Here is a 25,234-nt window from a genome sequence, read left to right as displayed (position 1 = left end):
CTGGCTAGACTCTCCCCAGATAAGAACAGACCAAAACCTCGCTTCAACACCACCAACCAACAACACAAAACAACACAAAACAACACCAGCGATAAGAAGATGGACGGCGAAGGAGCGCGACGCCCAGGGATGTCATGTCAGCCTTATCCTCATTGCTGGTCAGGTAGCTGATAGCCCGACGCAGATTGTCGAGGGTGACCAGCTGACGGTCCTTATTTTTGGCTCAATGGAAGATCAGACCCCACGTTGATTCTTGGGTGATATTGAGCTACAAAATTTTTGATAACAAAATCGGCCCGAAAATAGCGATGGTCGCGCACACCGGCACGCCAATTCCGTCGATACCCAGCGACAAAAAACCCACCGGGAATCCGATCGGAGCCAACTTGTTCCCGATATTCTTGGCCCGCACGACAATCTTATCGTTGATCTCCCCCGGACCAGGTCAAACCGAACAGGTCACCCTTGACGTTCGTCATCAGCACAGCTGTGCTCACAGCACTGAACTGTCCAGTGGTGAGCTGCAGCGTTTTGGTCTTGTCTGTTTAGTTCCAGCTGGCCGCTCGGCTGTGCCTGTTGATCATGGCCAGTGAAATGCGGATTTGTGCGTTCAGATCGACCTCGCCGTCGACGACGACAGTCCCAATTCCGGGGTCTGGCTTGCGACGGCACAATCGTTCGCGATCCGCCTACCGCTGGTTCAGTGCTCATCGTACCCCCTATACCCAAGTAATTCCCCATGCGGTACGGCAAACGTTGACACTACTTGCTGGGGGAGACCAAGGCAGATCTTACGTGAGCCTACTGTAGAGTGCTGTGCGCGACGAATTAGTATGGATAGACTGTGAGATGACCGGGCTGGATCCAGGTTCGGACAAGTTGATCGAAATTGCAGCCCTAGTCACAGATGCCGATCTGAACATCCTCGGTGACGGAGTCGATGTCGTGATCCATGCCGACAGTGATGTGCTTTCGTCAATGATTGACGTAGTCGCCGAGATGCATTCGCGGTCAGGACTAATAAGTGAGGTGGAGGCATCGACTGTCGACTTGGCGAGCGCCGAGATAATGGTACTCGATTACATCAACAACCACGTCAAGCAACCGAAGACGGTTCCGCTGGCGGGCAATTCGATCGCCACCGATCGTTTGTTCATCGCCCGCGACATGCCCACCTTGGACTCGTTCCTGCACTATCGTATGATCGACGTCAGTTCGATTAAAGAACTCTGCCGGCGCTGGTACCCACGCATTTATTTCGGCCAACCAGCCAAGGGGCTCACGCATCGGGCACTGGCCGATATTCACGAATCGATTCGGGAGTTGCAGTTTTACCGCCGCACCGCGTTTGTGCCTCCGCCCGGGCCGTCTAACAGCGAAATCGCGGCGGTAGTCACCAATCTTTCCGGCCCGCCCGCCACGCCAGGAGATAGCGATTCGGCCAACGAGCATCCAAGCAGTTAATATCGACAGCACCGCTCGTCAACCCTGCTAGGGTCGGCCGGCGGCCATGGTGAGTGTAGTTCAGTTGGTAGAGCACCAGGTTGTGATCCTGGGTGTCGCGGGTTCGAGTCCCGTCACTCACCCCGCAGGTCAGATCGCGACACGAGGCGCGTCAGGTGTTGGCATTGCCCGCCTTCCACTGCGCCCAGGGAATATTCCAATCCCCAAGACCTTCGGCACCGGGCAGGATACCTCCCACCGTGTTGACGATCTGGACGATGTCACCGCGCTTGACGTGATCGTAGAACCACTGCGCATTGCTCGGGCTCACATTCAAACACCCGTGGCTGGTGTTGGTATGGCCTTGGGCACCCACCGACCACGGCGCGGAATGCACAAAGACGCCACTGTAAGACAGCTGTGTGGCCCAGTTGACATCAGTGCGATATCCGTTGGGTGAGTTGACGGGAACCCCGTAAGTCGACGAGTCCATGATGATGTGTTTAAACCGTGCACCAACAATGTAGACGCCATTGGCTGTTGGGGTGCTGTCCTTGCCCATCGACGTCGGCATGGTTTTGACTACTTCACCGTTGACGCGCACAGTCATCATCTTGGTGGTGTCGTCAGCGGTCGCGACAACCTCGTCACCAATGGTGAAGTGTGTTTTCGCGTTGTCCTCGCCGAACATTCCTTCGCCCAAGTCGACGCCGTACGTGTTGACCGCCACATCAACAACTGTCCCAGACTTCCAGAAATACTCGGGGCGCCAACGCACTTCACGATTATTCAGCCAGTAAAACGCACCCTCAACGGGTGGGTTGGTGGTGATGACGATGGCCTTTTGCGCGGCAGCGCGGTTTGCGATATTCTCGTCGAACCGGACCGCCACGGGCTCCCCGACGCCTACCACTTCGCCATCGCCCGGATTGATGTAAGGCATCGTCAGATGCGCGGGGGAACTGGTCTGGAAGGTCATCTGGCCGTTCGCCGCCCCACCTAGCCCGAGCGCTTTCGCGCTCAGCGTGTATCGCCGGTTGAAGCCCAGCGGCTCGGTGGTCGACCAGTGCAGCCCGTCGGAGCTAAGTTTGCCATTGACCATCCTACCTTTATCGTTAACCATGGTGACCGCCGCCAGTACACCGTCAGCGACGGCCACTGTGACAGGCGCATCCACAGTGACACCAATAGCACCGTCAGTCACCGAGGCGGTGAGCTTCGGGACCAACAGATCGGCAAATGGCGTGCCCTTATCGCTGATGACGTTCACCGACGCGGCGGTGCGGCCACCACCGATGACAGCAAATGCGATTATAGCAGTAGCCAGGCATGATCGACACATAAACAAAGACGTCATCGAATGACCTTCCCTGACGCTTCCAGCTATTTGATCACCGCCGACCCTGAACGACTGTGAAAATTGTAATGGCTTCCAGCCGATCATCGTGGCAACCTGACTGGCCTAACGAGGCCTGCCCGCTGATTCTTGGCATCAGCCTGTGGACCGCAAGCCATTTATACTGGGGAAGATCGAAGGATTTCGTTCTGCTACAGAACGCCTGTTATTGTCGCAAAAGCGGTCCGGACAGACCTAAGGCGCCGTTAGCTCAGTTGGTAGAGCAGCTGACTCTTAATCAGCGGGTCCGGGGTTCGAAACCCTGACGGCGCACTCGATCTTTCAGGTTTCGGTAGCCATGATGCGGCGTGCGACCTCTATGGCGACTGCGCCCGCACCAAGCCCGACGTCGAACAAGATCACGAGCAGATCCGTAGGACTCTAGACCCCGTCAATATGGCCGGCGGCCTGGTCAGCTTCAATCCGTTTCCCATCTCGTGGACTTGGCACCAATCCAGGCCCACGATGGGAAACGGATCGAGAATCAGCCCCTCCAGGCTCGCCCAGATGATCGTGCGCAGGTGCTCGGGCAGCCGGCAGATAAAATCGTAGATGTCGCCGACGAACGCCGGTACTGCGTCCAGGTTAGTGTGACCGCGGCGAAAAATTCCACCATGTCGGCGGCGACCACGCTGCGAAAAATCGCCTCTTTGTCTTCTCCAAATGAGCGTAGAGCCACTCCTGGCTGACCCCGGCGGCACTGGCGATACAGTTGAGCCGGGCCTCGGTCAACCCATATTGGGCGAACTCCGATTGCATGGCGCTCAAGAATCGTGTTGTGAATTGCAGTAGCAGTTCGCAGAGTCGAATTGCATCGACACAGATTCTAGTCCGTTTGGAACAGTGAGTGGAACACCACCCCGACGCCTAGATGAAAATCCCGTAAGCAGGCCAATCGATGCTGATGCAGTGGTGCACCTGTGCGCGCCATGTCCAGATCATGGGCAGCGCACTGGGCAAGATGCACGACGAGATTGCGCCCGTCATCGACTTTTCCCACCCGTACCTGAGCGACCTGGACAACTTGCCGGCACATGGCTGGTTCTTGCCGGTAAGCGACCACACTCAGTTCGTCAACGGTGAGGTGTTGCTGATTTCTCGCTTCGTGCGTAGCGAGATCAGCGTGCAGGTCGCAGCCGGGATTTGGCCGCAACCTGATGGCCGCCGACGGCAATGTTGTCGACACCCCGGAGACCATGCGAGAGGCTGATGCGACACAACGAGACGATCTTGGCATTCTTCGGCCACAGCCGCGAGATAGTGAAGTTCAAGGGTAATGGAGTGCCGCCGGAATTGGCATGGTCATGCTGGGTTCATCCGCATCGCGGTCGGTGGAAAACAAGTATCCGATCGAGCCTGGTAGGTCACCCACGACAGTGTTTTGGGTCGGTTCAGCCAGGGCCATCAGCGCGAAACTGACCGGCCGTGACGACATGACCATGACCGTTGATGCGCGGTATCGGCCTCACACCTATACCGCGTCCGCAACGCATGTAGCCAGTTTCGGGAAAGCTACTGACACTACAAAACCGGAGCATATCTCGACGGAGGATAAGGTAGCTGTGGTCAAGAAGAACACTCAAACAATCGCTCGAAATAAATCTCTTCGAGCGGTTGGCTGTATCCGCGAGGGTAACCTCTTCCGTGCATTCAACTCGCTGGTGTGGACCACACTAGTCGAGGAATCCCCTGCGCGGCAAGCAGTTTCGTCTTGACTCGGCGACCCCTGATCCAGCGAACCTGCACGACCACGATGACCAAAGAGACCCCCACCAGCGAAGCGATCACCACTGGCTTTTTCACAAATTCGATCACCCAGGCCTTGAGGTTGTCGGCGAGACGGCGAGGATTAGCGCGCTCAGCAAGTGAATCGACAGTCACCGCCAGCTGTTCGCGGGTGAGGTCGATGTTCTGCTTGATAGTCTCGGGATCTCGATCCGACACTATAGGTCCTCCAAATCCGGCCGATGCACCTTAGGTATTACCCTAGATCAGCTGACAGCGATCCCCACACCCGGTGAACGTTAAAGGAGCCAACTTGACCGAGACCACACGGCTGGCGCCAGGTGACCAAGCACCTACCTTCACTTTACATGATGCCGATGGCACAACGGTTTCGCTGACCGATTATCGGGGACGGCGTGTCATCGTGTATTTTTATCCGGCGGCCTTGACGCCAGGATGTACCAAGCAAGCATGTGATTTTCGAGACAATCTGCATGATTTCAATAGTGCTGGGCTGGACGTCGTGGGGATCTCCCCCGACCCACCAACTAAACTGGCCCAATTCCGTGACGCAGAGAGGCTGACGTTTCTACTGCTGTCTGATCCCGACCATAAGGTGCTGTCGGCCTGGGGCGCCTACGGCGAAAAGCAAATGTACGGCAAGACCGTCCGGGGTGTGATCCGTTCCACATTTGTGGTTGACGAAGAGGGTAACATCGCGGTCGCGCAGTACAACGTCACCGCCACCGGCCATGTTGCGAGACTTCGGCGCGACTTATCAGTCTAGTGACGATTACGAGAGCGACGAAGCCACACAAGACGGGAAAGCAGGTCGACCACCATCGATCTAGGCGCTACTCAGGCCAGGTTGGCCAACAACAACGTTTCAGCGACCGCCGCACGTTCCAGCACACCCAGATGCAAGCTTTCGTTGATGCTATGAGCTTGTGTCGCGGGGTCTTCGACGCCGGTGACCAGGATCTTCGCCTGCGGGAATGCGGCTGCAAACTCGGCAATGAACGGGATGGAGCCACCCATTCCCATATCGATCGGATCAGCACCCCACGCCTGCCGCAACGCTGTCCGCGCGGCGTCATAAACTCGACCGCTAGCCTCGATGACGTATGGCTCGCCAGCATCGCCAAAGATAACACTGACGTGAGCGCCCCACGGAGCATGTCGCTGCAGATGCGTGGTCAACGCGTCCAGGTGCGTCGCAGCGTCACCGCCCGGTGCAACCCGCATGCTGATCTTGGCCCGAGCCCGCGGGATCAGCGTATTCGATGCTGCAGCAACGGATGTGGTGTCGATACCGATCACAGTGATCGCCGGTTTGGCCCATAGCCGCTGCGGCACTGAACCCGAGCCAATCTCCAACACTCCGTCCAACAAGCCAGAGTCAGCCCATACCCGCTCGAGCGGATAGTCCACGTCTGCAGCAGTACTTTCATGCAGACCCACCACGGCCACGTTGCCGTCATCGTCGTGTAAACTGGCTAGTAACCGCACCAGAGCGCTCAGTGCGTCGGGAACCACACCACCCCACAAGCCGGAATGCAACCCATGGTCGAGTGTGGCAACTTCAACGACGCAGTCCACTAAACCGCGTAGTGACACTGTCAAAGCGGGGACATCGGTGCTCCAGTTAGCCGAGTCGGCGATGACGATCACGTCGGCAGCCAGCTTGTCGCGGTGCGCGGCCAGCAGCTTGCCCAACGACGGTGATCCGGATTCTTCTTCACCCTCCACAAAAACCGTCACACCCACCGGCGGTCGGCCGCCATGCGCCCGGAAGGCCGCCAAATGCGTTGCGATACCTGCTTTATCATCGGCACTACCGCGACCGTAGAGTCGCCCGTCGCGTTCCGTGGGTTCGAAAGGCGGCGACACCCACTGGTCGCGGTCACCTTCCGGTTGGACGTCATGGTGAGCATACAGCAACACGGTAGGCGCGCCCGGTGGCGCGAGATAGCGAGCAATGACGGCCGGGGCACCACCCTCGTTGACGATCCGCACATCGCCAAAACCCGCTTGCGACAACAGATCTAGGACCACCTGTGCGCTGCGGTGCACCTCATTCCGCCGACTAGGGTCGGCCCACACCGATTCAATCCGTACCAAGTCCTCAAGGTCACGCCGTACCGATGGTAGTACTTCATGAACGCGCTCAATCAGATCACTCATGAGTTTCTCCTGACTAACCCCGCGCCAGCATCCGAAAAATACCTGTTAACTCTTACGTGTCGCGGAGCAACACGCGCGCTCACGGTACCTCCAATATCGCCACCGCAGCTGCGGTGCCCCTTTCATGCGTCAGCGACACATGGATCGTCACATCCGCCAGATGCTTGGCGATGGCTCCGGTGAGCCTGACCCGCGGACGGCCCCATATGTCGGTCACTATCTCGATATCGCGATGGATGTCTTCGGGCAACATTGGTCGTTGGGCAAATCGCGATCCTGACCACGCCTTGATCACCGCTTCCTTCGCGGCCCATCGAGCCGCCAGGTGACGCGCCGACGACGAACTCTTGTCCGAGGCGTCACGACGCTCACCGGGGGTGAAAGTGGCCGAGAATGCCGTTCCCGGTCGGCTGACCTGCTCAGCGAAATCAGGGATAGAGACGAGGTCGATCCCCACGCCGACAATTCCCATGAATCGCCCTGTTAACCGATTCCGATACAGGTCCCGCTGTCACCCAGCCGGGCGGCCGGATTCAATAGCATCGCCGCCTCCTGCAATCTCTCCGGCTCGTGGTGGCCGAAGCGACGGTCCAATGGCCGCTCGTACATCGGCGAACCGCCAGCGATCGCCGACGCTAGACGCCGTTGACCGGCTAGCAAGCGCGCATCTGCACGCCGCTGGTAGTTGGCCCGCTTACTCGGGTCCAGCGCGGCGAGAAACGCCTGCGGATGCACTAGCGCCACCAGACCCGACACGTGACCGAACCCGAGGCTGGTCAGAATACCGGCCTTGAGTGGAAATTTCTCGCCGAGTCGCAGCGTGTCGCGTAGCCAGACAAAATGCGTCGCGCAGGCCAACTCGTCATCGACACAATCCAAGCTGCGATTAGGTGGAACTACCCCATCTCGCAGCATCTGGCACAAACCCATCATCTGGAAGACCGCTGCGCCTCCCTTAGCGTGGCCGGTGAGGCTCTTCTGCGACACCACGAACAGCGGAGCACCTTGGGAGCGTCCCATCGAGTCGGCGAGCCGCTCATGCAGCTCGGTCTCGTTAGGGTCGTTGGCCAGCGTCGAGGTGTCGTGCTTGGAGATCACCGCAATATCGTCAGCTGACACTCCGAGCTTGGCTAGCGACAGGGCCAGCGGCGAGTCCTTGCCGCCGCGGCCTGCACCCAGCGCACCCAGGCCCGGCGCTGGGATCGAAGTGTGCACGCCGTCGCCGAACGACTGGGCGAACGCCACCACCGCGAGCACCGGCAGGCCCATCTTGAGCGCCAGGTCGCCACGCGCCAGCAGGATGGTGCCACCACCCTGAGCTTCGACGAAACCCAGCCGACGCCGGTCGTTGGGCCGGGAGAACTTGGAATCGTGGATGCCCCGGCCACGCATCATGGCGGTGTCGGCGGTGGCTGCCATGTCACCAAAGCCGATGATGCCTTCCAACGTCAGGTCATCTATGCCGCCGGCTACCACCAGCTCGGCTTTGCCTAGTCGGATCTTGTCGACGCCCTCTTCTACTGACACCGCGGCCGTCGCGCACGCAGCAACCGGATGAATCATCGAGCCGTAACTGCCAATGTAGGATTGAACCACGTGCGCAGCAACGACATTCGGCAGGATTTCCTGAAAGATATCGTTAGGCTTGTTACGGCCCAGCAAATTACCATGGTACAGTGTCTGCATCGAGGTGCCACCACCCATGCCGGTGCCCATGGTGTTAGCGATCAAGCTCGGGTGCACATAGCGCATCACCTCAGCGGGGCTGAAGCCGGCGCTCAGGAATGCGTCAACGGTTGCTACGACGTTCCACACCGCCACCCTGTCGATGGAATTGACCATGTCAGGGCTGATGCCCCACACTGTTGGGTCGAATCCGGTCGGGATTTGGCCGCCAACGACCCGTGACAGCTTGGTCTTTCGCGGCACTCGAATCTCAGTGCCGGCCTTGCGGATGACCTGCCAGTCACTTGAGTCGGGCACCGGCCGGATGACCGTGTGCTCCGGGTCGAACTCGACAAATGCACGAGCATCGGCTTCCGAGGAAACGACGAACACAAAGTCCTTGTCCAAGAACACCGAGACCAGAAGTGGGTACGCGTGATCGGGGTCGATCGTGCCGTCATCGACGAACTCACGGATGCCACAGCGTTGCACTACGGTGTCGTGGTAACGTTCGACTAATTTGCACTCATCGATCAGCTCGCCGGATTCGACATCGTACCAACCGGGTTGCGGATCGTCTTCCCAGCGAATCAATCCGGTGGTCCAGGCTAACTCTAGGACGCCGGCAGCCGACAGTTCGCCTGCGACCTCCATCTCGAACCGGGTACGCGACGAACCGTACGGGCCTATTTCAGCACCGCCGACTATCACCACTAGGTCAGCAGGATCGACATCGAGGTCGTCCCAGTGCGGCGGTGGCGCTGGAGTGTAGCCGCGCGGCGGAGAGGGCAACGCGGCAATGGTACCCACCGCCTCAGCGGCTTTAGTATCGTCGTCCGATGACATGTCCTCACGCACTTTAGCGACTAGTTCGGCCATGTCGAGGTTGACTTCACCCAGGCCGCCGGTTAAGTCCACTTTGATCGGCGTATTGGCAGCAGCCACCTTGGACTCTGCATCGCACAAGTCCAACAACATTGCAGCCATCTCATCGGTGGAGTACGTGGTGACACCTGCCTCCTCGACAGCACGGACGATAGCGTCGTTGTGTCCCATCAGCCCAGTGCCGCGAGTCCAGCCAATCAGCGCATGCGCCAGGCTAACCCGCGCCGACCACGACGACTCGGCATTCCAGCGACACACCAAAGCGTCTAGCGCCGACTTGGCTTCGCCGTAAGCCCCATCGCCACCGAACATTCCGCGGTTGGGCGAGCCAGGCAGCACCACATGAAGCCGCGACGCGATATCGCGCTCGGCGCCGATCCTCGACAGGCCGGCAATCAGTCGCTGCACAGCCCACAGCAACACCTTCATCTCCATCTCGGAGCGCGCACCGACCTCCGACAAGTCACCAACTACGCGCGGCGCCGCAAATGGGAACAGTAGTGTCGGTGTCTGCGCATCCTTGATGTGAATCGACTGTGGCCCAAGGCTTTCTGTCTGCTCACTGCCTATCCATTCGACCAGTGCATCGATATCAGAGTAGGACGCCATATTGGCCGCGACTACCCACAGTGTGGCGCCGTAGCGAGCATAGTCGCGATACAGTGTGCGGTAAAATGCCACTCGCTCCTCGTCGAGTTTCGACGTCGTCGCAATCACAGTGGCACCGCCGTCGAGCAGCCGCGCAGCCACCGAGGCCGCGATCGAACCGTTCGAAGCCCCTGTCACCAGAGCGATTTCGCTGCTATAGTGACCTGGATCCGGGTTCTCCGCACCAGCGGCGATCCGTCCGTATAGCGACGCATGGGTCTGACGGCCCGCGGCCAACGACTTGCCCTGCCACCAGGTCGCCTGGGTGGCGACGATGTGGCCGGCACCCTCAAACCTTTCCGACAGACGCGACCACTGGGCGTCAACCTCACCCTCGTTGGTCAGCCACAGTCTGACCAAATCCTCACGAGCACTGGCCCAGCGATCGTCGAAGACAACAGCCTTCTTAGCGTCAAACACGGGAGTCACCAAACGCGGCCAGTCGATACCCAGTTCGGCAGTAACCAAGTCGATGAGCTCGGCGTCGGTAGCCGCTGGCGCTGCAGTCACCGTATCGTCCAGACCCAGCTGGCCCAGTATCAGACGGGCTGCCGAGGCGAGCACCCCGTCGCGGCCAGTGATCTGATCGGCGAACTCGTTCAGCGCTGTGGCGTCGACGCTCACGCCTCTGCCACCGCCATCGAATGGCAGGACCACCGCAACGCCATGCCGAGCGGCGACCGAAGCAACCGCTGCGTCAATGACCTTGTCGACGGACCCTGCATCGGTCAACGCGCCCTCGTGCAGATTGCCCAGAGCTCCCCCGCGAACACTGGTACCTTCACGAGTTCCCAGCATAACCTCGACCATGACGTGCTTAACCCAACCCTCGCCGAGTGCCCAGGTTTTATTGACCCGCTCAGCAATGGCCCCGGGTCGCTTGCCCGAGGGCCCCAGAGCCGTGCGTAGTTGATCATTAATCGCTTCGGAAAGCACTGGGCCGTAAGGCTTGTAGGTACGCGCCAGCCTAGTCACCTGTGATCGTAACTTAACTAGGTCTGCCTCCGCGGCACCATCGATAACACCCAAGTTCAACTCGGATCCCAGGTCCACCAGCAACTGGTTGCGTCGCGAGGATGCGCCGTCAGTGATGGACTCGATCGAGTCCATCTCCTCGATCTGGTCGATGCGCATCTTGGTTGACAGCGCTATCAGTGCCAAAGTAGCGTCGGCGGCGCCGAACGAAATGTCCCCCGGCCGAGCCGCACTCGATGGCGCCACCGGTGCAGGTGCAGCGACTTCCTGCGCCGCCGAGCTGTCCGCCACTGCAGCGAAGGAATCATCCGATACGTCTTCAGGATCGGGGTCGGTGTCGGTAGCGAACAGCACTGCGGCGTCGCGTTCAGCGTTAAGCACTTCCACTGTACTGTAGGCATATTCGGGTAACTTGAGGGTGTTGCTGGCTAGCCCGGCAACGGTCGGCGCCGACTTCACACCGATCTCGACGAACCGTTCCACACCCAGGCCGCCAGCGGCCTCCTCGATGAATAACAAGTCCTGCGTTTCGATCCAACGAACCGGGCTAGCGAATTGCCAGGCCAACAGTTCGATTAACACCCGGCGCGCCATCTCACTCGGGCGTTCGCGGCGCCAGGTGTCGTAGTCAGCGAGAATATCGTCTAGTGGTTCGGCAGGAACCAGGTCGCGGATCTCCTGGATGAAATCGCGCTCCAACGTGAATGGCCGTGGCACCAGGTTGGGGATATAACGCCCGATGATTAAGTCGGGATCTTGATCGTACGGCATAACGCGGTCCAGCGAACAACGGAATTCGGCCACACCTACCCGCAGTACCCGTGAGTGGAATGGCACGTCAATGCCCGGCACCAAGATGAACGACCGCCGACCGCCGGTGAGCTCGCGACGACGTTCCACCTCGGCCTCCAGTGCTTCCAGACCACGGACGGTGCCAGCGATCGCGTACTGCGAACCCCGCAAGTTAAAGTTCACAATCTCCAGGAATTCACCAGTGTTTTCGGCGATTCCCTGGACGAACGCGAGAACCTCATCGTCGGGCAAGCCGATCTGTGAGGGTCGGATCGCCGCCAACCGATAGTTAGAGCGGCCCAGCTCGTCGCGTGGCACGATGTCGTGCATCTTCGACCCGCGATGAAACACCGTTTCCAGCAAGGCTTCCAGCTGATAGACGCCCGTCACACATGCCAGCGCCGTGTACTCGCCGACAGAGTGACCACAGGCGATGGCGTCTTCGACGAAAGCACCCTGCTCGCGCATCTCAGCGACCTGCGCGGCTGCCACCGTAGCCATCGCAACCTGAGTGAACTGTGTGAGGTATAACACCCCATCGGGGTGATGGTAATGCACACCGCTAGCGGTAAGGTCAGTTGGGTTGTCCCGCACCACGTGCAACACCGAAAACCCAAGCGTGCCACGGGTAAACTTGTCGGCGTCGTCCCACACCTTGCGGGCCGCCTTGGAACGGGCCCGAACATCCATACCGATACCTTTGTGCTGGATGCCCTGACCGGGGAACGCATAGACGGTCTTGGGCGCGGCCAGCCGTGCGGTCGCCGACATCACCAGATCCGAACCGATGCGCACACTGACCTCTAAAATCTCTGCACCCTGGTCGATTCCGACCCGGTCGACACGACAGTCGATCTCGTCTCCAGGATGTACCATGCCCAGGAATCGTGCGGTCCACCCGATCAGCCGCGCCGGCGGTCGGGCTTGCCCGTCGGTAGCTGTTACCACATGCTGGGCGGCAGCCGACAACCACATGCCGTGTATGACTGGCGCCTCCAAACCTGCCAGCAGCGCAGCGGCCCGGTCGGTGTGAATGGGATTGTGGTCGCCGGACACCGCCGCAAATGGACGCATATCAACTGGTGCGGTAAGGGTGACGTCACGGCGTCGGCGGCGCGGAGTGTCGGTTGCGTTTTCAGATACTGCGCCACCAGCCCAGACCGGGTCGGTGAGTTTAGCGGCACCAGTGCGCCCGAGAATCACAAACCGTTCCTCGAGAGTGGCGAGCACAGCGCCGTCGGTTCCGGCCCTGTCTCTAATAGTCACCGAGACGGGCACAACACGACCCATGTCCGTGTCGATAGCCAGCGAAGCCGTTGCGGTAACTGTCAAGTGGGTCGGAACTGTTGGCAGCCGACCAACGACACGGGCGGCATGGTCCAGGTGCACCAGACTCAGCAGGCCTTCCACCACCAGGACACCGGCGTCAGTAACCACTGAGCCGATGACTGCGAAAATCGTGGGCCAGCATGCACCGACTAGTGCGTCGGGCACAGGGGTGATACCGGGTGCCAGTGGCTCCCCGAAGGTGGCCGTGACCCCGGTGTGATCAGCAACCCACTCAGGATCCCAGTCGACTGTGACGATGGCAGTTCCGTCTTTCACCGGAGGTAGCAATTCCGGCCCGTCCACACCAGCGGCGATGGCCAGTACGGCGCGCATGGCACTGGTGGCGTCGTCGGTGGACACCAGTGGAGTACCACCGTCAACGGTGTTGGCGGGCAGTGTGAACGGGATATCGACCCAGCCGTCCGATACCGGAACACTGAGCACGACCTGCTGGTCTTCAGCCTTTACCTGCAGCCGGGAACCGGTGGATGAGTGTGTTGCACTGAGGTCTCCATTAACCTGCCACTCATTCGGGTCAGCGATCCGATGAACCGGATTTATTGCGGTGCGTCCGGCCCACAGCACATCGGGCGCATCGAGCACCACGGCCAGCGGTCCAGCCACATCTGTGCGGCCCAGCCGGCGTGACGTGACCTTCACCGGCTCTGCTCCACCAGCGAGCACCTCGTCGATGGCGGCCTGTTCGAAGCGGTCCAACAACTCACCGACTGGCTCGTCCATCCGGGTAACGCCGGCTACCGCCGCAATGCCGGGGATGATGCACACCTGGTCGGCGTCATAGCGGGCATCGTGCGCCTGCCACAGCGAGTCACTGCGCCACCAACGCCGCACATCCTTATCGATGACCGGCACGAAGTTGACCGGCTTGCCCAGCGTCTTACACAGCGTAATGAAGAAAGACACATCCGCCGGATGCAGCTGGACGGTTTCCGCGTCTGGGTAGCGCGCAAGTAGAGCAACGATAGCCTGGTCAGGCTTCTCCAGTAGCGCCGGATCGGCAAATACTGTCTCGATCATCCCAAAATCCTTTGAATGCAAACGTGATTCAGTACGTTGCAGCATCTGCTGGAACCGATCGCGCCAAGTATCGGCCAGCCACAGACTGCCCGGCGATGCGGTGTCGGCGGTCGAGTTCCCCTCACCGATCGTCAGTTCGACGTAGCGCCGTAACCACTGCAGGTAGGTCATCTCTGAAGCGTCGCCAAAATAAGGCTTGGCGGTGTTGGCCATAGCCGCGATGATCTCGTCGCGGCGCTCTGCGACAGTCTCAGCGTCACCAGCGACCTCGTCGAGTAGACGGCCGCAACGCGAGGCAGTATTGTCAATCTCGTGTATGTCGGCACCAAGCTGACTACGGCTGGAAGCCATGCCGCCCTGGGCTTTTCCGGCGCTGATCCACTTGTCGGTGCCTTGAGTTTCGACCAGCATCTGCTTAACCGATGGCGAGGCAGTGGCTTCTTTCGCCGCCATCGCCGCGGTGCCGACCAGGATGCCGTCAATCGGCATCAACGGAAAGCCATATGCCTGCGCCCAACGTCCGGACAAGTACTCCGCCGCCCTTTCGGGGGTGCCAATGCCGCCGCCGACGCACACGGTGATGTTGGCACGTGAGCGCAACTCCGAGTAGGTGGCCATTAGCAGGTCGTCAAGATCTTCCCAGGAGTGGTGGCCGCCCGCACGCCCACCTTCGACATGCATGATCACCGGTTTGGTGGATACCTCGGTTGCGATGCGAATCACCGAACGGATCTGCTCAATGGTACCGGGCTTGAACACGACATGGCTGATGCCGATGCCGCACAGCTCTTTGATCAGCTCAACAGCATCCTCGAGATCCGGGATACCGGCGCTGATCACCACACCATCGATTGCCGCGCCGGACTTCCGGGCCTTCTGCACAAGCCTCTTGCCACCGACGTGCAGCTTCCACAAGTACGGGTCAAGGAACAACGCGTTGAACTGATAGGTACGTCCTGGCTCGAGTAGTCCGAACAGTTGCTCGATGCGGTTGGCAAAAATGTCTTCCGTGACCTGTCCGCCACCCGCCAGTTCGGCCCAGTGTCCGGTGTTGGCCGCAGCGGCCACGATGTTGGCGTCGACGGTAGTCGGGGTCATACCCGCAAGTAGAATCGGCGAACGTCCCGTAAGCTGGGTGAACTTCGTCGAAAGCTTGATTCTACCGTCGGGAAGTTGTACCACGGTCGGGGCGTAACTAGACCAAGCGCGGGCCACCTCGGGCATGGCCCCGACGGTGAAGAGTTTGCACTGACCATCGCGGGTTGCTGTGGGCACGATACCCACACCGAGACCGCGGATCACCGGTGCGGTCAACCGGGTTAAAATATCGCCGGGACCCAGATCGAGAATCCACCGAACTCCGGCACCATGTAACTGGGCGATCTCGTCCACCCAGTCGACCCCATTCACCAAGATGGCCTCGGCTAGTTGCCGGGCCAACGTTACATCGAGACCGACCTTCTCAGCCCAGCCTCCGACGATATCAATACCGTCAGTCAAGCGCGGCGTGTGGAAGCCCACCTCCACCTGCACCGGATCGAAGACCGGAGCGAAGATATCGCCGCCGCGGATCTTGTTCTTGCGGTCGGTCTCCTCCTTCTCGGAGATCTGCCGGCAGTAAAGCTCGAATCGCGACAGCTGTTCGGGGGTGCCGGTGATGACCACCGAACGCCACCCGTTGCGGATGGACAACACCGGGGGCAGTACGGTGCGGACATCCTGTGCGAAGTCATTAAGCAGCCGGCGAATCCGCTCGGGATCGGCGTTGGTGACCGACACCATCGGCGGACGGTCACCGAGGAGAGAGATGCCGCGGCGGCGGGCCACCAATGTTCCGGCGGCACCAATCAACTGAGCCATTGCCAAGAACTCGGCATCGCATGCGCCCCCGGCCTTAAACGCTTCGACAGCGAGCACACCCTGGGAATGCCCCACGACCGCCACCGGGGGAGTAGCGATAAGATCCATCCCCTGCTGTGCCAGAGCACGTCCGGCCGCGATCTGGGTGAGCAGCACGCCGGGCACCGACACTGCAGCCGACGTCAGGTGCTTGTCGGACGGAACCGGATCTTCGGCCGTCAGCATGCGTGCCCACTGCAACGGCTCGAAACCGATCGGACGCACCACGACCAGCTCTTTGGCGACCGGTTCGAGTAGCAACTCAACCTCATCGACCAGCGTTGTTAAGTCGGGTTCGATCCCAGCCGAGGAGACGAGTTCTTCCAGGGTCTCTAGCCAGGCGCTGCCCTGGCCGCCGAATGCGACGGCGTACGGTTCGCCGGCCGTTAGCCGATCCACCAGAGCATGGGTGCTATGCAAGCTGTTCCCGCTGTGATCAGCGGATACTTGGTCGTGCTCATAGACCGTCACGTTCTGTATCTCCCTGTGTGCGTCTTTAGGTATCTGTTCGTTAGGCCGCCTGGACTGCCATGCGGAGCTCGGCCAGTCCCGATCGATTCCACGTTGGACCGCAGACCGAAAGTCAACTGACCAGCTGTGTTAACGTGCCGGCCGTAGGTCAAGTCACACGGCAAACTGCATCGGCTGCAATATAGGGTGTCACATAAGGAACGTGCATTTCTTGCATGACGATTGGTTACTAGCGTGTTCTACGCACGGATAACCATGTTGTGAGTAAACCGCGAGCGCGGGCACCGCGGATAAACGTCCTGCATGCAGGTGGTTACGGTCGAGTAGCTATAACTGTGCTGATCAAGGCAGTTTTGTTATGAAATCGTTATGTAAAAAATTATGAGCTGTAGCGGACGCACGGTGCGCACCACCGCACGTCTTTGCGGTTCCACAGCCCCATAAATCGATCGAACAAATATTTGCTAGGAGTTTACAAGCAACAGTGTCGGTCAAGGCCAATCAACGCACCAGTAGCCCCTAGAACGCTAAGCCCACTGCCCATATTGGGACTTGAGGATAGTGTCGACGTCCACGTTAACCCCACCAACGGTACGCTTGTCAATTTCGACCTGGTGCAAATTAGCAGCGGGATGAGTGTATCCCTTGGGAGAACCCCAGTTGTGCTGCCAGAAATACGAAGCCAAGCCGTCTTGCAGAACCCAGTTGATCGTCTTCGAATTGGCATAGACACCCGTGCGCTGGTGTCCGATCACCGACTCCCAGGACCGCAGATACGGAGCAATCTGCTGTTTGTATTGCTCATACGTGGGATTAGAGTCGATCGAAGCGTAAATGGGTGCACTGGCGGGACCACCGGCGGCAGTGTGCAACTGCAGTCCACGCTGGGCGTGCTGGAGGCCGGCGGTGGCACCGCCCAGCCAATCTGAAGTATTGCCTTTACCGTATTGATAGCAGGAAACGATTTTGAGCCCGTTATTGGTGAGATCACGCGCCTCGGTAATCTGAATTGGCTTGCCAACCGCCCAGGTGCCTCTCGGGTCGGACACGTAACGGATCGCCCCCACCGCGCCGGCGGCCTTGAGCTGGCTGGCAGGAATAACTCCAGCCGCATAGTCCAACAAGGTGCCAAGTGAACCTGCCACCGATACCGGCACGGCATGCAACGTCGCAGCGGCGACTCCCAGACCTAACAGACCCGGAGCCGTGGCAGCAAATTTGAGGACGTCACGCCGAGAAACCGACATATACCATAGAATACTTCAAGAACACCAAAAATCACATTAGCCCTACCAGTTACATATTTGTTATATTGACGTGCTGCGCCTAAACGGCCACCGTCCTGCCGGTACCCAGATCAGGCAACCCGTCCTCCGAGAGTACCAAGAACAGATCGTCAAGAATCGTTGCTATCTTGTCCTTTTGATTAGGAGCTATCTCCATCAACACCTCACGAACAGCACACGCGATTACCCGAAAATACCAGCAACACAACCTGATCCACCGCGGTTGTCAAGGCCTGAGTCAGCGGGTTCGTACGTTAGCTACCATCGTAGCCACACATCGACCAGCTCCCAAGCCCGGTACAGCGCCAACGAACGCTCGTAAAAATTGGATACCGTCAGAAAGGCAAATTACCGATAGATCTCGACAACATCGAGTCGGACTCTTGATCGAGGTGTTCACCTTCGGCGACAGGAAAATCCAGCTGACAATAGGTCGCAAAGCCAATCACTATTCATGTCAAGCCGCACTCTACTGAGCTAGTTGGGATACGTCGGACAACCGCCTTCGAACAACAACGATATTCCGCCGAGGATCGGCCAACTGGCTGACCGATCGGTTATTTCGGCATCCCAACCAAAGTCAGCCTAGTCAGTCGCGATCCCGTCCAGGTGCATTGTGTTGACGTAAATCTTGTTTCTTCTTGGCTTTGGGGGTCCTCGTAGATACCGCAGACCAGTTGGTCGCTGAGATCAAAGTACCACATATCGGTACTGCTCACATGACGAGCGGATGACGGCTTAGTAATGAATCCCAGACAAGATTGTGGGAAACGAAATACCCAACCACCGCGCTCGTAGATCAGCTCATTCCGAAATACTCTGATGACCCGCAAGGTCATATCGCCGTATGCGGCGAAGAAAAGCACTTCGATACAGCGCTGGATCGCGCATACGGGATCGACAGTGATCTCGTGATCGACAATTATCAATAGCTATCTATCGCCACCATCGAAGGTCGCACGCAGATCGTGAAAAAGCTCCCCATCTCGAGTATAATTGGCACCGAAATTGGCAGAAGATAGCGAGCCGGCATTCGTAATCACCATAGAAGTAGGAACGATTTTGCCGGGCGGTCAGATCCATGATGGCGGCACAGACAATTACAGCATCGAGCATTCGCTACTCCTGATAGACCATCGTCGTCATTTACTATCTCGCTCGCCCCCACGAAAAGCAGCAACATGCGTAACGTTAACTTAATTAACTTACCGACGCACAACATAGCCACAATTTTCGCGATCTCATACGCCCGAAGTAAACTCCACACACGCAATAAAATCTTTACGTATCCGCCCTACAGCAGCATTCTTCTGAAGCTCGTTAACCGCCTCGACGAACCGTAGCACGCAGAAGCATACAGCATGCGACTAGCGTAGAAATCCAGCAACTCCGCGCAATACAGGGCAGCGCCGGGGCGCAATGTTACGGTCAACAGGATGTTGTCTTCGCCCAACTGACTCGGCACTCCGATCGCTGCGGCCTCTAGCACTACCGAATGATGTATGACGACGACTCCCACTTCAAATTCTCACCGTGCTTACGCAAAGAATCTTTGATGCGGTCCACGTCCGTCAGGGTATGGTTGTCATCGAGCCTGTCCAGGTCATCGGTACGGAACCACTTCAAGTGAGCTTCCATCTGACCTTGCTTGACATAGCCTTCGCTCACTACATGCAAATACCTGGGGCTGCAGATGATCTAACCGATTGTTCCAGCAGGCAGCGAATTGCCGTCGTCGACGATGTGCACGTCGAAATTCGAGTTGGGTTGACCCGACGCCTCCCCGAAGCCCCATCGTCTATCACGCCTTTGTTTGGCGGTAATCGGGTAAGGTGCAGGCTAATGCCATACATCGTGAATACAACAACGGTAACGCTGTCCGATATTGTGGTAAGAGTTTGAGTAAACGGGCGCTGCAAAGATGAACCGCAGCATCAGTTGCCAGTCATGTGAATCCGCGGGCAGGTATTTCAGCATCGGGGCCAGCACGCTGGACACCGCACTAAGTTGAAACAACGACATCGCGGTCCAGAGCACATCGCCGGGGTCGAATTCCCAAGCCAAAGTCACGGTTGTGACAACCGAGAACAGGTACGTTCACTGCCGCATTTACCGCACGAATGCGTACCACATACAGCCAAAAGTAGGCCCATCCTGGGCAGCTGGCGATGAACAGCACCATACAGTCGTCATGCCTGACGCCTCTGCCAACGAGCCGAGTGATCACGGCGCGGGAGTGCTACCACATCTGTTTGAAAGTCACCTCAGTGGCGACCATCGACGTCATTACCCAGTTGAGTAACTGCTAAGTTCAGCCATCAAGCACGGCTGGAACAGTGAATCGATCGATGTCAAAACTGGCGCACCTCAGTAGTTTGCTTCGGCCAGCGTGCATCAGCCCGTTCGTCAGGCTTGGGCAGCCACTGCGTCGGACTCACCCTCGGTGGTATAATCGAAGTCAGTGGGCGAGGATCGCGCGCCCAGGTAAAAGCGGTACGTCCAGCAGCTCAGTGCGACATAGCGATGGATCTCTTCAGACACCAGGCTCGGCTTCTCCAGATGTATTACATGTTCTCCCTAGTGAAGAAGTCTTGTTTAACGATCTCTTGCTACAGTACCAGGGACTCGGCAACACGGCCGGTGGGCATATCGCCGATGTCAGCAAGCTCGTGCACCGAAGTTTGCACGTAAAACGCATAGAAGTAGTCGGTGTAATCCTCGTCGACCAGTGTCTTCCCGACGACCTGGACGGTGGCTACTAGCTCGTTGGGAAAGCATCCCCCGCTTCAGCAAGTATATTGCCGTAGAATATTCTAGCGTCGACAGGCCCGCTGAAAGCGAGTATAGGTTTATACCCGGCTGCCGCCACAGTAGGCGTTAATGATGGCATGCAGAGTAGCGGCCAGAGACCTCGAACAAGGCGATGGTTGCGGGGTTAGTGGCCTCATATCACATATTGAATGTGAGCCGGTCGGCCCAAACTTCCGTTCCGACGAATCCACGGCTGAAGTCTCCGCTCGCGGGCCGACCAGACAAATTATTGAGCCTAATCGCGGCAACAGCACACAACAATTCGACATCCGCCCGCTATTGCTATTGCTATTATTTTAGCTACTACATATCAACCGCTGGCCGGAAAATGAGTTGCGCATGACGGCTGACACACATGATCTTTTTAACTTCGCCTTGCAGCACAATGATTTTACTGATGAGCTTTTCGTCGATTTACAACGGACTAAGCTACTTTTCCGGCACGGTCTCAACCTCGATGTTGCCTGGACCGTCACCTTCACCAGCAGTGACACCACCAATAACTCGCTGGCCACTAGGCTACAGGAGTTCGTCGCGGATCCGGAACAGATCTAGCCATATCACGAACAGGAAGCATTGCGCCCCAGCGCCATTGAGGAAGTACTGCGCTAGGTCACACCAATGGTGTACTGGACGTTCACCACCAAGGTTGACAAGGAAGTCTGCTCCTCACCATTCGCCTTCGACATCGACCGTCAGCCCAAGCCTGCACGTAACTTTCGATAGCGGTGGACCATACCATTACCTGGGTGCTATGCTGGCTTTCACAGAAATCTTTGACGAGATGCCAACCTCCGTAAACACGCGGCGGTAAATCAGGAGCGTTATACCAAAGCGTTAATCATAATTTTTAGTGTAATATAACGTGTTTGTTATTATATAATTTACACTCGCTAAAGCTATACGCCCTTCGATCGAATCCCGATTACCCCATCGACTACCAGGTGTGCCAGCTCCGGCTCGGTGAGCCCGCGCCTATCGCGTAGTACCTTTCCGTTGTATTCGCCCAAGTTGGGCGGGTGCCGTTGCGGCTACCTGCGTTGACCAGCTAGCGAGGTAAACGGTGGAGTCGGATAAAAGCCAACACCCGTACTCGGGTGGTTCATCTCCTCAAAGACCCCGATCGCACAGCTGCGGATTCCCGGTTACCAATGACGGCGACACCGCCGGAGCGACCGGAATACCCACGCTAGTCAGGCACTCCATCGTCGATTCAAGAGGCTGCCCGGCAAACCAGTCCTGCAACCGACGATCAATCTCGTCTGCACGCTCTTACCGTTCGGCGACGGTCGACAAACCCTGGTCGCACCAGGGAATCAACCCATCAGATCCACTAACGTTCGCCATTCCTGATTATCGTGCACTGCGACCGCGATCCAAGTTATACGGATCGGCGCACTTGTAGAGTTTCTGTATCGACCAGCCCTGACCACGGTTACTGCACTTGCCCAGAGTTATTCTGAATAATCCGAATTTGACAGAATATATCACAATGGCATTGAACACCACTTGATCATCGGCCGTTCAACCTGTTCGCCCATTCCGACACGTTCGGCGAAATGCAGCACAGCCATCACCACAAACGCCACGTTCGCGCCGGTCAGCGAATCATCGGCGCCCCGCGGCGTCACTGGCGGCGTCCCCGACAATACAGTCCCCAGGCCAGACCGGCGATCTGCTCTATGGTGGAGGCGAATCCGAACCGCTCACACTACAGACGGACCATCCAGCCCAAATGCCGGCATCCGGGTGACGACGAGTTGTGGGTTGACCTCCAACAGCACATCGGCCGTAAGTCCGAAATAGTTCATAAACCTTGGCGATAAGTTTTCGACCACGATGCCGGCGCCGAACGCAACCAGCAGGTAGGGAACGGCAGGACTGGTCCAGAAAGCAGTCAAATCCACGACTCAAACATCTTCGAGCAGCACCCCTTGCATCATCGGTTTACACGCGTATTCACCTTGCCTCCAAGGATATTCCTCAGTTTTCCGCAGCAGATGGGACAGAGCGCTGCGGGTGCGCACCGTGACATCAGCCATAGCGGGCGCGACTGGTGAAAACCGGTGAAGTTGCGGACAGACACCCCGCGGTCAGTCACGTGGTCTACTTCTCGGGCCATGGAACCGTTACCCAGGGCAGCTATCAGTAGCAAGAACAGTTGGCCCAGCTCGACGGTTCGTTGGGCCATCCAGGGACCAATCCGTTCCCTGATGAGGTTGCGGTATTCCCATTAGCCAATCTGAAACCGCAGCTGAGGAATACCGGTCAGTTCAGAGCAGTAAGCCATGGTAATGAAGTCGAGCCACTACCGACCGGTGACCACGGTGATCTCGACGTAACCGGTCCTTGACCAATTCGACCGAGGACACCTCAAGTAGTGCGACCAACCGGCTGCACCCGCAACAGCTGCGAGTGTAGGCATTCGTTGCTCTGGAACAAAATCATCGCCTCGCGCATAGACAAATTGAGATGCTCACCCAGCCCACCATGTTCGACACGGCGACGCACGGTTAACAATACCGAACGCCAAGAACACTCCATCCAGGTACTTCCTCAGGTCGCCGCCGATCGAGATAGGGGATCCGGTGGGATCACTTCGAAAGCACAACGAACCCGCCCTGGTTTAAAGCTTGAATTCAGTGGCGACACGGTCGACTTACGAATCGATCCAACCGAAATCTAAAACTGAGATGATGCATGGTCTGAGCAGCTCAGGCAAGCAACCACTACGAATCGACACTCAGGGCCCTTACCCGCAATCGACTTGCGGTAAACACAATGACATCGGCGATTCCCAGTTGAGCGCAGTATTGGTCGGAATCCACGTGGCAGGTGTCGACGAACAGCCTGCCGCAATAATTGTCGGCAATCCAGTCACTGATCTCAACGACACGCAACTCGTCAAGGGGCGTCGGCCATTTGTAGGATACGCAACGCACGCAGCTATTTATACTTTTATTGCTAAGATAGCGAGGCCAACTGAATAGTAGTGGCGATCGCAAGCGCGGCGAGTCGCCATACATGAAATCGAATTACAAGGATCGGATGACCGCCTTGGGAATTCGCCACGAGGCCCGTCGCCGGTTGCTGGCGCTAAGGATAGCTGAAATCGTAGCTGACGAGTTGCGCCGCTAGATCCTTGACGGCGAGCTTGCCGACGGAGACATATTGCCACGCCAGAAAATACTCGTCGAGCAGCTCAACATCAGCTTGATCTCGCTGTGGGAAGCGCTACAGATCTTGGAGACCGAGGGACTGATCTCAGTGCGGCAAGGCAACCGTGACAGCGCCGTTGTGCACGCATCAACCAAGGCCAGCACCGCCTACATGCTGGGTTTGTTGTTGTAGAGCAAGTCCATAACACTTGCCGAGCTTGGCGTGGTGTTGCAAGAACTCGAACCCACCCGCGCCGCACTAACGGCTCAGCAGCCCGATCGCGCGGATACTTTGATATCAGAACTTAAGCGGGTCAACGCTTCTATCGCCAAGCACCTCGACGGCATCCGGATCTTTACTGAAATCAATTGTACATTCTACGATCTTATCGTCCTCAACTATGGCAATCACACCATCATAGCGGTCGTAGACAGCTTGGAGACGCTGTGGGCCAGCTATGAACGTCAGTGGGTATAGATAGAGAACTCAGCACGGGGCACCTACCCGTCGCTGGCGAAGCATCGAGCAGCATTCAACACACATGTCAAGCTCTCTGAGTCGATCACCAAGGGTGACGTCGACCGAGCGCGCCGGATCGCAGGCCACCACTTTGCCTACACCCAGACCTATGTGTTGTCCGACCAGTCCGAACAACGGATCTATATGCTTTCCCCGGAGGCATTGCCGCGTCCGAGGGGTATGCGGCATTGTTGAACACCAAAACCGCACCGGTCACAGGCGGCAGCGACAAGATCAGGAAAGCATGTGCCCACCGGTTGTGTGAGCAGGGCTATGACGTGGTGTTGACAGCGCGACGTGGAACTCCGCTGCGTGCGACTGTGGAGGAGATCAGGGTCCGCCATATCGTGGTTGACGCATCCAATCCAGCGGGATTTTCTGCTGCTCTGTCGTAAGCCCACTTGAATCGGTCGACCTTGTCGTTCACATGGCCAGCCTGCTGGGCGGAACATACGTACGTAGAAAAACGTTCTAGCAACAGAAAGCAATCATCTCGACCAACCCGAATTTGTGTTTCACAGTGACCGCTGCCGTGCTGCCGCGGATATATGCGGATTCGTGGCTAGTGTTCATTGCACCATCAGCGTAATACGAGTAGGTGCCAGCACTGACTGCCCACTCAGCATCCAAAGCCGGCATGAATGCGTTCACCCCGGACATTAGTGCTCGAGGTCTACCAGGACGGCATCAGTGTCCACGCTTTGACGCCAGGGCCCGTGAAAACACGGGATGCTGCAAGAAATCTCCTTTAAGATGTACTCCATTCAGATGTCCGACATAGCCAATGCGATAGCCTGGCTAGATACCGTAGAGCCGTTGGCTGATCTGCCGGAGATCCGGCTAAGCGCTGTGCGGCGCGGTTCCCTCGGTAGACAGCCGATTGTGCCGGCCAAAGCTCGACGCCGTTCTGGTCAGCCGAATGCTTTGATTACCGATTCGCTAAATTCACGCAGTGAAACCCGGACATCGACTAGTTTGCCCAACGTGGTTCCTAGTTTTGCAATGGCAT

The 25,234-nt window shown here is 57.9% G+C and carries 22 protein-coding genes, 2 tRNA genes and 4 pseudogenes; 10 read left to right on the top strand and 18 right to left on the bottom strand.

What is annotated here, in order from left to right; all coding sequences use genetic code 11:
- Positions 1-250, top strand: a 250-nt coding sequence (locus MUBE_RS18690) for a hypothetical protein (protein ID WP_243633095.1), incomplete at its 5' end; no start/stop codon positions are given.
- An 18-nt stretch (positions 251-268) separates the two neighbouring features.
- On the opposite strand, the gene MUBE_RS18685 is transcribed toward MUBE_RS18690, so the two are convergent.
- Both MUBE_RS18685 and MUBE_RS19185 read right to left on the bottom strand, forming a co-directional pair.
- Positions 269-430: a helicase HerA-like domain-containing protein gene (locus tag MUBE_RS18685; protein WP_279386749.1), complete on the bottom strand. Its 162-nt coding sequence runs from the start codon at positions 428-430 to the stop codon at positions 269-271.
- The gene (locus MUBE_RS19185; RefSeq protein WP_279386748.1) at positions 420-497 is read right to left on the bottom strand and encodes a hypothetical protein; all 78 of its coding nucleotides are present in this window, start codon (positions 495-497) and stop codon (positions 420-422) included. Before MUBE_RS19185 ends, MUBE_RS18685 begins: the two co-directional genes overlap by 11 nt.
- Before the next feature lie 319 nt (positions 498-816).
- Between MUBE_RS19185 and orn the strand changes: the two genes are divergently transcribed.
- Positions 817-1,464 carry an oligoribonuclease gene (orn, locus tag MUBE_RS14515; RefSeq protein WP_116541072.1) on the top strand — a complete coding sequence of 216 codons (648 nt, stop codon included), beginning with the start codon at positions 817-819 and terminating at the stop codon, positions 1,462-1,464.
- Between the two features lie 49 nt (positions 1,465-1,513).
- Positions 1,514-1,586 (top strand) — tRNA-His (locus MUBE_RS14510).
- A 29-nt stretch (positions 1,587-1,615) separates the two neighbouring features.
- Here MUBE_RS14510 and MUBE_RS14505 read toward each other — a convergent pair.
- Entirely contained in the window at positions 1,616-2,800 is a 1,185-nt protein-coding gene (locus MUBE_RS14505) for a L,D-transpeptidase (protein ID WP_116541074.1), read from the bottom strand.
- Between the two features lie 239 nt (positions 2,801-3,039).
- Here MUBE_RS14505 and MUBE_RS14500 point away from each other — a divergent pair.
- Positions 3,040-3,112: transfer RNA gene (locus MUBE_RS14500), tRNA-Lys, on the top strand.
- Between the two features lie 312 nt (positions 3,113-3,424).
- Here the strand turns inward: MUBE_RS14500 and MUBE_RS16165 are convergent.
- Entirely contained in the window at positions 3,425-3,598 is a 174-nt protein-coding gene (locus MUBE_RS16165; protein WP_165849895.1) for a hypothetical protein, read from the bottom strand.
- 139 nt (positions 3,599-3,737) lie between these two features.
- Here MUBE_RS16165 and MUBE_RS18680 point away from each other — a divergent pair, with 139 nt between their 5' ends.
- Entirely contained in the window at positions 3,738-4,049 is a 312-nt protein-coding gene (locus MUBE_RS18680) for a hypothetical protein (RefSeq protein ID WP_243633094.1), read from the top strand.
- A gap of 509 nt (positions 4,050-4,558) precedes the next feature.
- On the opposite strand, the pseudogene MUBE_RS14485 reads toward MUBE_RS18680, so the two are convergent.
- Positions 4,559-4,783: pseudogene (locus tag MUBE_RS14485) on the bottom strand (DUF3618 domain-containing protein); the annotation flags it as partial.
- A 94-nt stretch (positions 4,784-4,877) separates the two neighbouring features.
- Here MUBE_RS14485 and bcp point away from each other — a divergent pair.
- Positions 4,878-5,351: a thioredoxin-dependent thiol peroxidase gene (gene bcp / locus MUBE_RS14480; RefSeq protein ID WP_116541073.1), complete on the top strand. Its 474-nt coding sequence runs from the start codon at positions 4,878-4,880 to the stop codon at positions 5,349-5,351.
- A 71-nt stretch (positions 5,352-5,422) separates the two neighbouring features.
- On the opposite strand, the gene MUBE_RS14475 is transcribed toward bcp, so the two are convergent.
- The 9 genes and pseudogenes from MUBE_RS14475 to MUBE_RS19180 all read right to left on the bottom strand — a co-directional run bounded on the left by MUBE_RS14475 (position 5,423) and on the right by MUBE_RS19180 (position 20,277).
- On the bottom strand, positions 5,423-6,748 hold the full coding sequence (locus tag MUBE_RS14475; protein WP_116541069.1) for a dipeptidase: 1,326 nt from the start codon (positions 6,746-6,748) through the stop codon (positions 5,423-5,425).
- Between the two features lie 79 nt (positions 6,749-6,827).
- Positions 6,828-7,220, bottom strand: coding sequence for a holo-ACP synthase AcpS (acpS, locus tag MUBE_RS14470; protein WP_116541068.1), 393 nt, complete (start codon positions 7,218-7,220; stop codon positions 6,828-6,830).
- 11 nt (positions 7,221-7,231) lie between these two features.
- On the bottom strand, positions 7,232-16,450 hold the full coding sequence (locus MUBE_RS14465; protein ID WP_116541067.1) for a type I polyketide synthase: 9,219 nt from the start codon (positions 16,448-16,450) through the stop codon (positions 7,232-7,234).
- A gap of 527 nt (positions 16,451-16,977) precedes the next feature.
- Positions 16,978-17,697 (bottom strand): DUF1906 domain-containing protein, encoded by a 720-nt coding sequence (locus MUBE_RS14460; RefSeq protein ID WP_116541066.1) that lies wholly within the window; start codon positions 17,695-17,697, stop codon positions 16,978-16,980.
- Between the two features lie 754 nt (positions 17,698-18,451).
- A pseudogene (locus tag MUBE_RS18675) lies at positions 18,452-18,852 on the bottom strand (nuclear transport factor 2 family protein).
- Positions 18,853-19,030: 178 nt separating this feature from the next.
- Positions 19,031-19,255 carry a hypothetical protein gene (locus MUBE_RS18670; protein ID WP_243633093.1) on the bottom strand — a complete coding sequence of 75 codons (225 nt, stop codon included), beginning with the start codon at positions 19,253-19,255 and terminating at the stop codon, positions 19,031-19,033.
- On the bottom strand, positions 19,225-19,404 hold the full coding sequence (locus tag MUBE_RS18665) for a hypothetical protein (protein ID WP_243633092.1): 180 nt from the start codon (positions 19,402-19,404) through the stop codon (positions 19,225-19,227). The genes MUBE_RS18670 and MUBE_RS18665 overlap by 31 nt, the downstream gene beginning before the upstream one ends.
- A gap of 171 nt (positions 19,405-19,575) precedes the next feature.
- Positions 19,576-19,806, bottom strand: coding sequence for a hypothetical protein (locus MUBE_RS18660; RefSeq protein ID WP_243633091.1), 231 nt, complete (start codon positions 19,804-19,806; stop codon positions 19,576-19,578).
- 336 nt (positions 19,807-20,142) lie between these two features.
- Positions 20,143-20,277, bottom strand: coding sequence for a hypothetical protein (locus tag MUBE_RS19180; protein WP_279386747.1), 135 nt, complete (start codon positions 20,275-20,277; stop codon positions 20,143-20,145).
- A gap of 50 nt (positions 20,278-20,327) precedes the next feature.
- On the opposite strand from MUBE_RS19180, the gene MUBE_RS16160 reads away from it, so the two are divergent.
- Together MUBE_RS16160 and MUBE_RS14445 are read left to right on the top strand one after the other, a co-directional pair.
- Positions 20,328-20,498 carry a hypothetical protein gene (locus tag MUBE_RS16160; RefSeq protein ID WP_165849894.1) on the top strand — a complete coding sequence of 57 codons (171 nt, stop codon included), beginning with the start codon at positions 20,328-20,330 and terminating at the stop codon, positions 20,496-20,498.
- 388 nt (positions 20,499-20,886) lie between these two features.
- A complete protein-coding gene (locus MUBE_RS14445; RefSeq protein ID WP_116541065.1) occupies positions 20,887-21,102 on the top strand; it encodes a hypothetical protein in 216 nt (71 codons plus the stop codon).
- A gap of 932 nt (positions 21,103-22,034) precedes the next feature.
- Here the strand turns inward: MUBE_RS14445 and MUBE_RS18655 are convergent.
- From MUBE_RS18655 to MUBE_RS18640, 4 genes are all read right to left on the bottom strand, one after another.
- Positions 22,035-22,178: a hypothetical protein gene (locus MUBE_RS18655; RefSeq protein ID WP_243633090.1), complete on the bottom strand. Its 144-nt coding sequence runs from the start codon at positions 22,176-22,178 to the stop codon at positions 22,035-22,037.
- Between the two features lie 75 nt (positions 22,179-22,253).
- Positions 22,254-22,454, bottom strand: coding sequence for a CoA transferase (locus tag MUBE_RS18650; RefSeq protein WP_243633089.1), 201 nt, complete (start codon positions 22,452-22,454; stop codon positions 22,254-22,256).
- Between the two features lie 466 nt (positions 22,455-22,920).
- The gene (locus MUBE_RS18645) at positions 22,921-23,091 is read right to left on the bottom strand and encodes a hypothetical protein (RefSeq protein WP_243633088.1); all 171 of its coding nucleotides are present in this window, start codon (positions 23,089-23,091) and stop codon (positions 22,921-22,923) included.
- 185 nt (positions 23,092-23,276) lie between these two features.
- On the bottom strand, positions 23,277-23,489 hold the full coding sequence (locus MUBE_RS18640; protein ID WP_243633087.1) for a hypothetical protein: 213 nt from the start codon (positions 23,487-23,489) through the stop codon (positions 23,277-23,279).
- Between the two features lie 106 nt (positions 23,490-23,595).
- Here MUBE_RS18640 and MUBE_RS14435 point away from each other — a divergent pair.
- Both MUBE_RS14435 and MUBE_RS14430 read left to right on the top strand, forming a co-directional pair.
- Positions 23,596-24,420, top strand: a pseudogene (locus MUBE_RS14435) (FadR/GntR family transcriptional regulator).
- Positions 24,417-25,134 (top strand): annotated as a pseudogene (locus tag MUBE_RS14430) (SDR family NAD(P)-dependent oxidoreductase); the annotation flags it as partial. The pseudogenes MUBE_RS14435 and MUBE_RS14430, both read left to right, overlap by 4 nt.
- Between the last annotated feature and the right edge of the window lie 100 nt (positions 25,135-25,234).

The organism is Mycobacterium uberis (assembly GCF_003408705.1).
In the GTDB taxonomy this organism is placed as follows: Bacteria; Actinomycetota; Actinomycetes; order Mycobacteriales; family Mycobacteriaceae; genus Mycobacterium; species Mycobacterium uberis.
The sequence above is the reverse complement of the archived record's forward strand: the minus strand, read 5'-3'. Positions and strand labels throughout refer to the sequence as shown.